The 12956-nt window shown below is 65.6% G+C and carries 10 protein-coding genes; 1 reads left to right on the top strand and 9 read right to left on the bottom strand.

The window, feature by feature from the left end; genetic code table 11:
* The first annotated feature begins 234 nt into the window (after window positions 1–234).
* Window positions 235–1212, top strand: a complete 978-nt coding sequence (gene dapD, locus LN047_RS02035) for a 2,3,4,5-tetrahydropyridine-2,6-dicarboxylate N-succinyltransferase (RefSeq protein WP_373981055.1) — start codon at window positions 235–237, stop codon at window positions 1210–1212.
* Between the two features lie 76 nt (window positions 1213–1288).
* Here dapD and LN047_RS02030 read toward each other — a convergent pair whose 3' ends face one another.
* The 9 genes from LN047_RS02030 to atpG form a co-directional block, all read right to left on the bottom strand.
* The gene (locus LN047_RS02030; RefSeq protein WP_373981054.1) at window positions 1289–1906 is read right to left on the bottom strand and encodes a hypothetical protein; all 618 of its coding nucleotides are present in this window, start codon (window positions 1904–1906) and stop codon (window positions 1289–1291) included.
* Window positions 1907–2031: 125 nt separating this feature from the next.
* On the bottom strand, window positions 2032–2886 hold the full coding sequence (locus LN047_RS02025; RefSeq protein WP_056327605.1) for a class II glutamine amidotransferase: 855 nt from the start codon (window positions 2884–2886) through the stop codon (window positions 2032–2034).
* A gap of 73 nt (window positions 2887–2959) precedes the next feature.
* A complete protein-coding gene (locus LN047_RS02020) occupies window positions 2960–5023 on the bottom strand; it encodes a UvrD-helicase domain-containing protein (protein ID WP_062840110.1) in 2064 nt (687 codons plus the stop codon).
* A gap of 306 nt (window positions 5024–5329) precedes the next feature.
* On the bottom strand, window positions 5330–7435 hold the full coding sequence (locus tag LN047_RS02015) for a primosomal protein N' (RefSeq protein WP_373981053.1): 2106 nt from the start codon (window positions 7433–7435) through the stop codon (window positions 5330–5332).
* Window positions 7436–7771: 336 nt separating this feature from the next.
* A complete protein-coding gene (gene hemE / locus LN047_RS02010; protein ID WP_108697056.1) occupies window positions 7772–8845 on the bottom strand; it encodes a uroporphyrinogen decarboxylase in 1074 nt (357 codons plus the stop codon).
* Between the two features lie 126 nt (window positions 8846–8971).
* The gene (locus LN047_RS02005) at window positions 8972–9886 is read right to left on the bottom strand and encodes a helix-turn-helix domain-containing protein (RefSeq protein WP_373981052.1); all 915 of its coding nucleotides are present in this window, start codon (window positions 9884–9886) and stop codon (window positions 8972–8974) included.
* Window positions 9887–10078: 192 nt separating this feature from the next.
* Entirely contained in the window at window positions 10079–10504 is a 426-nt protein-coding gene (locus LN047_RS02000; RefSeq protein ID WP_056327609.1) for a F0F1 ATP synthase subunit epsilon, read from the bottom strand.
* A 9-nt stretch (window positions 10505–10513) separates the two neighbouring features.
* Window positions 10514–11914, bottom strand: a complete 1401-nt coding sequence (atpD, locus tag LN047_RS01995; protein WP_056327610.1) for a F0F1 ATP synthase subunit beta — start codon at window positions 11912–11914, stop codon at window positions 10514–10516.
* A gap of 43 nt (window positions 11915–11957) precedes the next feature.
* The gene (atpG, locus tag LN047_RS01990; protein ID WP_008167500.1) at window positions 11958–12863 is read right to left on the bottom strand and encodes a F0F1 ATP synthase subunit gamma; all 906 of its coding nucleotides are present in this window, start codon (window positions 12861–12863) and stop codon (window positions 11958–11960) included.
* Window positions 12864–12956: the final 93 nt, after the last annotated feature.

Here is a 12956-nt window from a genome sequence, read left to right as displayed (position 1 = left end):
GAATCTGAAGGGAAGGCCGAAGGCCTGGACGAAGATGACGAAGGGGCAGTCCGGAGCGAAGGCTCCGGACCGCAATCGTGGGCGATCGTGCCCACGGTGACCGCGGCGTCGGGCGACCTACGAAGACCGTCGCAACCCACATCCGTAGACAAAACCGCCACCCCCAAATACCACCAACATCCACCCCCATTCGCCTAGAATGTCGCCCACCAAAATCGCCATCATCCCCCCGTCATGTCCGCCACCCCCACAAGCGCCATCGCCTACGGCCTGGCAACGTTAGCCGCCGACGGCACCATCCTAGACACCTGGTATCCGCGCCCCTCGCTCGCCGATAACGCCCCGCCCACGGGAACGCGTCACTTGACGCCGGAAGAAGCGCGCGCCGCCCTTGGCGAGCACGTTGCCACCGCGCTCGTCCGGGACACCCGCCGCAAGGTGGATATCGTGGCCGTGCGGACCGCGATTTCGTCGCTGGACGAGCCGCCCGTCGATGCGCACGATGCCTATCTGCGGCTGCATCTGCTCAGCCATCGGCTCATCCGGCCGCACGGCACCAATCTGGATGGGTTGTTTGGGGTGCTTGCCAACGTCGCGTGGACCTCAGTGGGGCCTTGTGCGGTGGAACAGGTGGACGCGTTGCGTTGGCATCTGCGCGCCACCGGGCAGGTGCTGGAAATTCGCAGCGTGGACAAGATCCCGCGCATGACCGATTACGTCGTGGCCAGTGGCGTGCGCATCGCGGACACGGCGCGTGTGCGGCTGGGCGCGCACCTGTCGCCGGGCACCACCGTGCTGCATGAAGGGTTCTGCAACTTCAACGCTGGCACGCTGGGTGCGTCCATGGTCGAAGGCCGCATCAGCGCTGGCGTGATCGTGGACGATGGCACCGACATCGGCGGCGGCGCGTCGATCATGGGCACCATGTCGGGCGGCGGCAAGCAGGTGGTGTCGATCGGCAAGCGTTGCCTGCTGGGCGCCAATTCCGGCCTGGGCATTTCGCTGGGCGATGACTGCGTGGTCGAAGCCGGCTGCTACGTCACGGCCGGCACGCGAGTGCTGACGCCGGAAGGGGCCGTCGTGAAGGCGGTGTCGCTGGCGGGCCAGCATGGGCTGCTGTTCCGCCGCAACTCGCAGACGGGCGCGGTGGAGGCGCTGGTGCGCACCGCGGCCTGGGGCACGTTGAATCCTGCCCTGCATTCGGGGCATTGAATGAAACATGGCCGCCCTCCGGCGGCCATATCTTGCGAAGCGTGGCGCGATCGGCTTGCTGGGCCGGCGCCCGGCGTCAGGCGTATTGCGCCGTCTGACCCAACCGGTCGTAGACCAGGTTTACAAAGAGGTCGGAACTCAGGATGTTCGCGACACGGCACGTGAAGACCGTCTCGCCGTTGTCGTCCTGCAGGGTGACCGTGTCGGTCCAATCGTCCAGATCGATGGGCTGCAGCGACTCGTACGGCCACGTGGCGCCGTCGATATGCAGGCCTTGCGCGGACAGGGACAGCTCGCGCGTCTTGAGGTCGGGGAAGGCGCCGCCCGCGATATAGCGGAACTCGACGCGCGCGCCTTGCGCCTGCAGCGCTTCCAGCACCGGCAGGCGTTGCGCCACGTACTGCGCGCGGAAGGCGTCCATGAAGGCGGGGAAATCGTCGACGCCGTCGGCGGTGGTCCAAGCGCCTTGCGGGGCGCTGCGAAACGCCAGGCAGTCGACGGGAGCCGCGGCCGTGTCCGGGCGGCTGGCGTACAGGCAGAGGTCGTGGATGTCCGCGAACGCGGTGTAGCAGCGGGCGCCGCCTTCCTGAGCGACTACGCCTTTTTCGTGCAATTCAAAGCAATCCGGGGCGCGCCCCGTGCGCGTAAACACCGCGAATGCGTCTATGGCCTGCGGGGTTTGGCTATCTGTCATGCAACTTCCTGATTGGATTGGGGTGCTCTCGCGGCCCAGGACGTCGCAATGTCTTGCGAGCCGTATTCTCGCCCATATGCGAAATACGTGCTTGATGACCCCAATTCCCGCACTTTCGACGCAGATCACTCGCCCGGCGGAATCGGCGCAAACCGGAAGTGCTGCACGTTGCCGCGTCCCGCGATGATTGCCGTGGATTCGGGTACTTCTTCCCAGACGCCCGCCATGTCCGACAGGGGCTCGGACAACAGCAAGAAGGCGTCGTCGTCCATGGCGGCGATCTGCGCGTTGTCGGGATAGAGTTCGCGCAGGTGGCGCACGCAGGTGTTGTGAAACAGCGTGCGCGAGTCGCTTTCGCTGGAGTAGCGCACGGCGATGAGACGTTCGCCGTCCAACGCGCACACCGTCATGTTGATGGGATGCGCCACGCCGTGACGCCGGCCGGCTTCCTCGACGGCGCCAACCATCCGGGCAATGGCCGCGATGGGGTCTTCGTCCAGGCCGAAAGTGAGCGCCAGGAGGAACATCACCTCGGAATCCGTGGAGCCTTCCAGCGACCCGAAATACCCGGGCGCGATCATCAGCATCAGGTCGCGGCGCAGCAGCGGATAGTCGCGGATGAGGCCGTTGTGCACGAACAGCCAGTGCCCGTGACGGAAGGGGTGGCAATTGGTTTCCTGCGCGGGAGTGTCGGTGGCGGCGCGAATGTGGGCCACGAAAAGGGGTGCATGGATGGCGCGCGCCGCCTCGCGCAGGTTGCGGTCGTTCCAGGCGGGATGCACGCTGCGATAGCGAAATGGCGGCTCGGCGGGCCGGCCTTCGATGGCGCGGCTGTACCACCCCAGCCCGAATCCGTCCCCGTTCGTGGTGGTGGCGCCCAGGCGCGAATGCAGGCTCTGCTCGATGAGCGAGTGCTTGGCCTTGAACAGCACGCTCTCCATCTGCAGGGGACTACCGGTATAAGCCAGCCAACGGCACATGATGCGCTCCTTCGATCCGGACAGGCCAGTGTAGGAGCGAGGCAGGGCTTTCTTCAAGCCCGCGCCGCCGGCCCTATTTGTTCAGCAGCGCCTTCAGCATGGCCATGCGCTCCTTGGGGCTCATGGCGGCCGTCGCGTCGTCTTCCTGGATGCGCACGTCGCCCAGTCCCATCTCCTCGATGAAGCGGGAGGGCTCGCGCACCAGGTCTTCGCGCGCACGGCGGCGGCGCTTGCACCAGCTCAGGTGCAGGCTGCGCTGCGCGCGCGTGATGCCGACATACATCAGGCGCCGTTCTTCCTGGATGCGGGTGGCCAGGTTTTCGGCGGCACGCGCCGGGTCGCCGACTTCGTCGTCCTTGCCCAGGTGAGGCAGCAGGCCTTCTTCGACGCCCGCCAGGTACACGTGCGGATATTCCAGGCCCTTGGAGGCGTGCAGCGTCGACATCTTCACGGCGTCGGGTTCTTCTTCCTCGCCACGCTCCAGCATGGTGACCAAGGCGACGTGCTGCACCAGGTCAAAGAGCGTCATGTTGTCTTCCTCGGCCTTGCGCTTGAGCCAGCCGGTCAGCTCCAGCACGTTCTGCCAGCGCGTCTGCGCGGGCCGTTCCTCGAAGAGTTCGAACAGGTGGCGCTCGTATTGAATGGCTTCGAGCAGGTCGTCGAGAATCGCGCCGGCCGGTTCCGCGGGCGCCGCGTCCTTGCCCGAGGCCGCGCCGCGGCCGGCGCGCCACTGCATGCGGCGGATGAATTCGGCAAACGTGCGCAGCTGTTCAAGCTGGCGGGGCGCGAGCACGCTTTCGAGGCCGGTCTCGGCCACGGCGGCAAGCAGCGACAGTTCCCGGCTGGCCGCGTACTGGCCCAGCGCCTGCAGCGTGGCCTGGCCGATGCCGCGCTTGGGCGTGGTTGCGGCGCGGATGAAGGCGGGATCGTCATCGTCGTTGGCCAGCACGCGCAGGTACGCCAGGATGTCGCGCACTTCCGCCTTGTCGAAAAAGCTTTGCCCGCCGGAAATCGTGTACGGGATCTTCAGGTTGCGCAGTGCCTGCTCCAGGATGCGCGACTGATGGTTGCTGCGGTACAGGATGGCGAAATCCTTCCACTGGGCCTGGCGCTCGAAGCGCGCCGCCGACACCTTCATGGCGATGGACTCGGCCTCCTGTTCCTCGCCATCCATGGCTGCCACCGTGATGGGTTCGCCCACGCCCAGCTCGGACCACAGTTTCTTCTCGAAGAGCTTGGGGTTCTTTTCGATGACCTGGTTGGCCGCCGCCAGGATGCGCTGCACCGACCGGTAGTTCTGTTCGAGCTTGATGAGCTTGATGTTGGGATAGTCGGTGGTCAGCTTGGCCAGGTTCTCGATGGTGGCGCCGCGCCAGGCATAGATGGCCTGGTCATCGTCGCCGACCGCGGTAAACATGGCGCGCGGGCCCGTCAGCAATTGCACCAGCCGGTACTGGCACACGTTCGTGTCCTGGTACTCGTCGACCAGCAGGTAGCGCACGCGGTTCTGCCAGCGGGTGCGCACTTCTTCGTTGCTGGCCAGCAGCTGCGCGGGAATGCGGATCAGGTCGTCGAAGTCGACCGCCTGATAGGCGGCCAGCGTGGCGGCGTAGCTGCGATAGACGTTGGCGGCTTCGACGTCGCCCGGGGTGATGGCTTCACGCGCGGCGTCGTCCGGCTCCATCAGCGCGTTTTTCCACAGCGAGATGATGCCCTGCACGTGGCGCAGGCGGGCCTTGTCGGTGGTCGCCAGCAGTTCCTGGATGATCGACATGGCGTCGTCGGCATCCAGGATGGAGAACGTGGGCTTCAGGCCCGCGTTGCGCGCTTCTTCGCGCAGCATCTTCACGCCCAGCGAGTGAAAGGTGCTGATGATCAGGCCCTTGGACAGCTTGCGGTCCACCAGCGTCTTCACGCGCTCGTCCATTTCGCGCGCGGCCTTGTTGGTGAAGGTCAGCGCCACCACGTTGCGGCCCATGTAACCGCATTCGCGCAGCAGATACGCGATCTTCTGTGTGATGACGCGCGTCTTGCCGCTGCCGGCGCCCGCCAGGACCAGGCAGGGGCCGTCCAGGTAAAGCGTCGCCTCCCGCTGCGCGGGATTCATGCCGTGGCCAATCGGTTCGCTTGCGGACATTGGAGATTCAGATCGTCATGCGTTGCGGCGGCCATGCCAGGACAGCCGGCAAGCAAGGGGCCTGCCGCTGCCCGTCAATGGGCCGGAAAAACGCGAGAAAAAGGGGACGGGCGCAGCCGCCGCAGCGGGTCTGCCGCGCCGGTGCGATAGAGGAAGACGATCATAGAACAATCGGGTCGATGGCGCATCGGCGGGTGACCGCAGAGGCGCCCCGCGTGGCCGCGGGTGCGCAACACCGCCGCCTCGTCGCAGCGGCGAACTGTTCCCGCAGCGCCCCAGCGCACGAACGTCCCGCTTCACCGCCGATCAGATTTCCAGCGGATCGACCTCGAGCTGCCAGCGCACGCGCGCCTCGTTGGCCAGATAAGGCAGGTGGTGCGACCACGAAGCCAGAAACGCCTGCAGGGCCGGCCGGCTGCTGCTTTCGGCCAGCAGTTGGGCGCGCTCGATGTTGGCCACGCGGACCACGCGCAGCGGCACGGGGTCATACAGCATGATCGCGTCCATGCCCGGAAAATCGGCGGCCCACTCGCCCTCGGGCAGCACGCGCGCCTGCTCCAGGAACGCCTGGGCCACCTTGAGCTCGCGCGCTTCGGCGGTCAGCAACGCCTGGTAAACGAAGGGCGGAAGCCCGGTGCTTTCGCGCTCGTGCAGCGCATGGCGCGCGAATCCGGCGTAATCGTGGCGCAGCAGGGCCTGATACACCGGCTGCTCGGGGTAGCCGGTCTGGATCAGGACTTCTCCGTTGCCCTGGTGGCGGCCCGCGCGGCCGGCCACCTGCATCAATTGCGCAAACAGGCGCTCGGGCGCGCGGAAATCATGGGCGAACAGCATCGAATCCGCGTTCAGCACGCCCACCAGTCCCAAGCGCGCAAAGTCGTGGCCCTTGGCCACCATCTGCGTGCCCACCAGGATGTCGACCTCGCCGGCGTGCACGGACGCGAACAGCGCCTCGGCACTGCCCTTCTTGCGTGTGCTGTCGGCGTCGATGCGCAGGATGCGCGCCTCGGGAAAGAGTTCGGCCAGGTGTTCCTCGACACGCTGGGTGCCGCGGCCCATCGGCGCCAAGTCCTGGTCGCCGCATTCGGGGCAGGCGCGCGGCACGGGGGCCTGGTATCCGCAGTGATGGCACTGCAGGCGATGGTCGCGGCCATCGGTGCGATGCAGCACGGTAAAGGCCGTGCAGCGCGGGCAGTTGCTGACCCAGGCGCAGGACTGGCAGTGCAGGACGGGCGAATAGCCGCGCCGGTTCAGGAAGATCAGCACCTGTTCCTTGCGCTCGAGCCGCTGGCCGATGGCCTCGACGAGCTGCGGCGACAGGCCTTGCTTCATTTGCAGGCGGCGCGTGTCCACCAGCCGGATCTTGGGCAGTTCGCTGGAGCGGGCGCGGCCCGGCAGCGTCAGGCGCAGGTAGCGGCCGCGCTCGGCGTGCTGCCAGGTCTCCAGCGACGGCGTGGCCGAGCCCAGCACGACTGGGATGTTCAGATCATGAGCGCGCCACACGGCCAGGTCGCGCGCCGAATAACGCAGTCCGTCCTGCTGCTTGTAGGAGGCGTCGTGTTCCTCGTCGACCACGATCAGCCCCAGCTGCGTCAGCGGCGCGAAGATCGACATGCGCGTGCCCAGCAGCATGCGGGCTTGCCCGCGATGGGCGCGGGTCCAGGCCTGCAGCCGCTCGCCGTCGGACAGGCCGCTGTGCATGACCGCCAGCCCCTCGGGCCCGACCAGCGACTCCAGGCGGGCCCGCAGCGCGGCTTCAAGCTGCGGCGTCAGGTTGATTTCCGGGACAAGCAACAGCACCTGCCGCCCCGCCGCCAGGACCTTTTCGGCGGCACGCAGGTAGACCTCGGTCTTGCCGCTTCCCGTCACGCCATGCAGCAGCACCGGCTTGAATCCGTCCAGCGCGCCAATGGCTTGCACCGCGGCTTCCTGCGCGTCGTTCAGCGCGGGCGGCTGGTCGGGCGTGGCCGGCGCGCGCACGGTCTTGCGCTTGCGCGCATCCATGCGCGCCACGGGCCCTTCCCCGGACCGCTTGCCCTGATAGGACGTGGGCTTGCGCAGCGGCGGCGGCAGCGTGGGCAGCATCACCTCGCCCAGGGGCCGCTGATAGTAGTCGGCGGCAAAGCGCGCCATGCGCAACCACGCCTCGTCGAACGGCGGCAGATCGTCCAGCACCGCCTCGATGGGCCGGATCTGCTTGGGCTCGAAAGAAGGTTCGGCGGGATTGTCGACGACCACCCCGATCATCTTGCGCCGGCCGAACGGAACGATCACCCGCAGGCCGACGGCGATCGGCGCATCGCTGCGGTAATCGAACGGGCCAGGCAACGGCACGTCCAGCGCGACGCGCACCCAGCATACCGCTGAGGAGTCGGGCTTTACTTGCGCGTCAGGCAGGGAATCGGGGGACATTCATCTACTGAAATAGGACTAGCCGAAAGGATGGGAAGCGCCAGGCGCGGCATGGGACGATTGTCGCCTGCCCGGACGCCATTGATCCACCGACGCCTGTGGATAACTTTGGGGAAAAGGCAAGAGCAACATCGAAAAATGGAATATGGCAAGAATGCACAAACTATTGCATCCCTGTTGATAAGCGACATTTTCCGATATAAAACAGGCACTTGAGGCCGGTTTCAAGAATGTAAGCCAGCTTGGGAAGGGTTTTCCCCGAGGCCGAATTTATTGTGCACAAGTCGCCTTCGCGGCCTGCTTGCTTCGGCCCTTCGGGCCGAAGCGTTCACTTACTTACGCGTGCAGGGCGCGACTGTGTTGGTGGACTTCATCGACCAATTCAGCTACCGCTTCTGGCGGAGTGAAGCGCGAAATGCCATGCCCCAGATTGAACACATGGCCGCCCTTGCCCACCGGCCCGAACGCGTCCAGCACCCGTCGCGCCTCTTTGCGGATGGCGCTGGCGCCACCAAAGAGCGCCATCGGATCCAGATTGCCCTGGAACGCGACCGAATCCCCGGTGCGCCGGCGGGCCGCCGCCAGATCCACCGTCCAGTCCAGGCCCACGGCGTCGCTGCCACAGGCCGCGATATCTTCAAGCCATTGGCCGCCGCCCTTCGTGAACACGATGACGGGCACGCGCCGGCCTTCGTGCTCGCGGGTCAGGCCCGCCACGACCTTCTTCGTGTAGGCCAGCGAGAACTGCTGAAAGAGGCCATCGGCCAGCACACCGCCCCAGCTGTCGAACAGCATGACGGCCTGAGCGCCCGCGGCGATCTGGCCATTCAGGTATTGCAGGGTAGCTTCGGCGTTGATCTCGAGGATGCGATGAAGCAGATCCGGGCGCGAGTACAGCAGGGTCTTGATGAGGCGGTAGTCGTCGCTGCCCTTGCCTTCAACCATGTAGCAGGCGATGGTCCAGGGGCTGCCGGCAAAACCTATCAGCGGCACCTTGCCGTCAAGATCGCGCCGGATGGTGCTGACCGCATCGAACACGTAGCGCAGCTTGTCCATGTCGGGCACCGCCAGGCGCGCGACGTCCTCTTCGGTGCGGATGGGATGCGCAAACCGCGGGCCCTCGCCTTCGGCGAAGTCCAGCCCCAGACCCATCGCGTGCGGCACGGTCAGGATGTCCGAGAACAGGATGGCCGCGTCCAGGTCATAGCGTTCCAACGGCTGCAGCGTGACTTCCGAAGCAAAGTCTGGATTCTGCGCCAGGCCCATGAACGAGCCCGCACGCGCGCGCGTCTCGCGGTACTCGGGCAGATAGCGGCCCGCCTGGCGCATCAGCCAGATGGGGGTATAAGGCACGGGTTCGCGCATCAGGGCGCGCAAGAACACATCGTTCTTCAAACGGGGAGCGGACACGGCTAACCTCGATGATCGGAAGCCGTGAGTTTACTTCCCCTGGCCGGCAAGGCGCGCGGCGGCCGTATCCTGGCGATTGCGCACGCGCAAGGGGCAGCGCAGGGGACGGGTTGGCGCCTTTGCGCCTTAGCCGCCTTCGTGCTGCAGGGCGGCCGCCTGCGCGGCCTGGCGGTAGGGTGCGGCTTCTATGCCGTGCTTGCGCATCAGCGCCCAGAACGCCCGGCGGTGCTTGGCGCACGCGCGCGCTGCCTGGGCCACGTTGCCCCCGTGACGCGACAGCGCATGGCGGATGTATTCGCGCTCGAATCCGTTCACCACCTGCGCCTTCGCCGCGCGAAAGGTCTCTGGCGCGCCCCGCTTGTATTGGTGGCGCATGCTGCTCAAGGCGTGTTCGATGACATCGACGGCCACCCTGGGACGCGCGGACGCCGCGTGGGGACCGATAGACGGGTGTTGCGCATGAGGCGAATGACGCCCGAGCAATGCGTGGGACGCGTGATGCGAGAGCGGCGCGCGCTCAAGCTCGCCGGCGTCGGAGAAGCGTTGCCCGGCGAGCGCATGCCCGGCGCCGCCCGTCGGCGCGTCGGCGCTCAGATAGCTGGCACGGCGCTCATGGACCCCGCCCGTCGCGCCGGCGCCCGGCAAGGCGCTGCGGCGGGCGAGGCGAACCAGCCGTACGCGCAGGCTTTCCAGGCACACCGGCTGGCCGATGAAATCGGCCGCGCCCAAGCTGAGCAGATCGAGAATCGCTGGCGCCTTCACGTCGTGGATCATCAGCAGAATGGGGGTGGAGAGCGCGCTGCTGGCTTGCTGCAGGGCCATGCGGGCCCACGCGAGCGAACCCGGCGCCACGGGCAGGATGCAGGCGTCGTAACGCCGCAGCGTCAGCGACTGCCGGGCAAGGGAGTCTGGCGGCGGCGCCAGGGACACCGCATGCAGCCGCACGCGCGTCACCCTGCCCTGATGGCCTTCGACCCAGGCGCCCATCGTCGTTTCATGATCGGGCGCCATCAGCACCCCGCAATCCAGCACGTCTCGCATGCCTTCCTCGTTTGCATCGCAAAACTGAAGGCTACTGTTGCAACACCGCCGCGACTATTCGTAGTGAACGCATTGCGGCTGACCGTGACGGGGCGTCCGCACGGCTTTCGCAGTTTCGCACCCCCATGAAAAAAGCGGCCCGGGGGCCGCTTCTTTCGTGTCCGGGGCAGGCCCGGAGAACCGCGTTGCCGCTTAGTGCGAGCGGCCGCCTTGGCGCAGCTTGCGCGCCGCGATGGCTTGTGCAGCCAGCATGGCGAGCTCGGCTTCGACGACAGCGATGTCCGCCTTGTCCTTGGCATTGGCCAGGGCCAGTTCGGCCTTCTGGCGCGCTTCCAGGGCGCGGGCTTCGTCGAGGTCGGCGGCACGGATAGCCGTGTCGGCCAGAACCGTCACGCTGCCCGGCTGAACTTCCAGGATACCCCCGGCGACGAAGATGTTTTCCTCGCCTTGGTCGGCACGAACGATCTTGACCGTTCCGGGGCGTATGCGCGAGATCAGCGGGGTGTGGCCGGGCAGAATGCCCAGTTCACCCGACTCGCCAGGCAGAACCACGAACTTCGCCTCACCGGTGAAGATCGCTTCCTCTGCGCTGACCACATCCACATGCAGGGTAGCCATATCGGTTCCTTATTGCAGTTTCTTGGCCTTCTCGAAGGCCTCGTCGATCGAACCGACCATGTAGAACGCCTGTTCCGGCAGGGCATCGCACTCGCCGTTGACGATCATCTTGAAACCACGGATGGTTTCGGCCAGCGGAACGTACTTGCCGGGCGAACCGGTGAACACTTCGGCGACGTGGAACGGCTGCGACAGGAAGCGCTGGATCTTACGTGCGCGGGCCACGGCCTGCTTGTCTTCCGGCGACAGTTCGTCCATGCCCAGAATCGCGATGATGTCGCGCAGTTCCTTGTAGCGCTGCAGCGTCTGCTGCACGCCACGGGCCACGGCGTAGTGCTCTTCGCCGACGACTTGCGGGTCGAGCTGACGGCTGGACGAATCCAGCGGGTCGACGGCCGGGTAGATACCCAGGGCGGCGATGTCACGCGACAGCACGACGGTCGAGTCCAAATGCTGGAAGGTCGTGGCAGGCGACGGGTCGGTCAAGTCGTCCGCAGGGACGTACACGGCCTGGATCGAGGTGATCGAGCCGGTCTTGGTCGAGGTGATGCGCTCTTGCAGCTTGCCCATTTCCTCGGCCAGCGTGGGTTGGTAACCCACGGCGGACGGCATACGGCCCAGCAGTGCGGACACTTCGGTACCGGCCAGCGTGTAGCGGTAGATGTTGTCCACGAAGAACAGGATGTCGCGGCCTTCGTCACGGAACTTCTCGGCCATCGTCAGGCCGGTCAGCGCCACGCGCAGACGGTTGCCGGGAGGTTCGTTCATCTGACCGAACACCATCGCGACCTTGTCCAGAACGTTCGACTCTTCCATTTCGTGGTAGAAGTCGTTGCCTTCACGGGTACGCTCACCCACGCCGGCAAACACCGACAAACCGCTGTGCTGCTTGGCGATGTTGTTGATGAGTTCCATCATGTTCACGGTCTTGCCCACGCCGGCGCCGCCGAACAGGCCGACCTTGCCGCCCTTGGCGAACGGGCACACCAGGTCAATAACCTTGATGCCGGTTTCCAGCAGTTCCACCGACGGCGACAGTTCGTCGAAACGGGGAGCGGCTTGGTGGATACCACGCTTTTCTTCGTGCTGGATCGGGCCGGCTTCGTCGATGGGACGACCCAGCACGTCCATGATGCGGCCCAGCGTGCCGGTGCCGACGGGCACCGAGATCGGGGCGCCCGTGCCGGTGACCTTCATGCCGCGGCGCAGGCCGTCGCTGGAGCCCAGCGCAATGGTACGCACCACGCCGTCGCCCAGCTGTTGCTGCACTTCCAGCGTCAGACCCTTTTCGGCGAACGAGGAACCCTCGTCGGCCAGAGTAAGCGCTTCATAGATCTTGGGCATTTGATCGCGGGGGAACTGAATATCCACCACGGCGCCGATGCACTGAACGATGGTTCCGTTGCTCATGTCGATTCCTTGCTTGATAGCTTTTGACGGGATGCTGCCTGCCTCAAACGGCGGCAGCGCCCCCTACGATTTCCGAAATTTCTTTGGTGATCGCGGCCTGACGGGTCTTGTTGTAGACCAGTTGCAGATCGCCGATGACCTTCTTGGCGTTGTCCGACGCCGCCTTCATGGCGACCATCCGGGCCGACTGCTCCGAAGCCATGTTCTCGGCCACGGCTTGGTACAGCAGGCCTTCAACGTAACGCTGCAGCAGGTCGTCGATCACGCTACGGGCGTCGGGTTCGTAGATGTAATCCCAGCTGTATTCCGACTTCACTTCCGAGGTCTTGGCCAGGCTTTCGGCGCCCGTCTGGTACGGATCTTCCAAACCGCTGGCCAGCGGCAGCAGACGCAGGAACAGAGGCTCTTGCTTCATCGTGTTGACGAAGCGGGTCGAGGCCACGTACAGCGCGTCGATACGGCCTTCCAGGTAGGCGTCCAGCTGCACCTTGATCGCGCCCAGCAGGCGGTCCAGTTGCGGCTTGTCGCCCAGTTGCACTTCCTGGGAAACCAGTTTGGCGCCGATACGGGTCAGCACACCCACGCCCTTGTTGCCGAAAGCGGTCGCTTGCACGGCGATGCCGTTTTTCTCGAACTCTTTCAGCTTGGCCAACGTCACGCGGGTGATGTTGGTGTTCAAGCCGCCGCACAAACCCTTGTCGGTCGTCACCATGACCACGCCGACCGCCTTGATTTCGCGTTCGACCAGGTACGGGTGGCTGTACTCGGGATTGGCCTGCATCAGGTGCGCAGCAATCTCGCGCACCTTGGTGGCGTACGGACGGCCAGCACGCATCCGTTCCTGCGCCTTGCGCATCTTGGATGCGGCGACCATTTCCATCGCCTTGGTGATCTTGCGCGTGTTTTGCACGCTCTTGATCTTGGTTCGGATTTCCTTAATTCCGGGCATTGCGCTTTCCTGTGAAGACTGGCCGATGGGTTCCGCTCGCGCCTCAACCATCCGGGAAGGATGGGTGAGGCGCCTTGGACGCCTAACCCATCA

The sequence above is a fragment of the Achromobacter sp. JD417 genome, assembly GCF_041879325.1.
GTDB lineage: Bacteria > Pseudomonadota > Gammaproteobacteria > Burkholderiales > Burkholderiaceae_B > Achromobacter > Achromobacter mucicolens.
The sequence above is the reverse complement of the archived record's forward strand: the minus strand, read 5'-3'. Positions and strand labels throughout refer to the sequence as shown.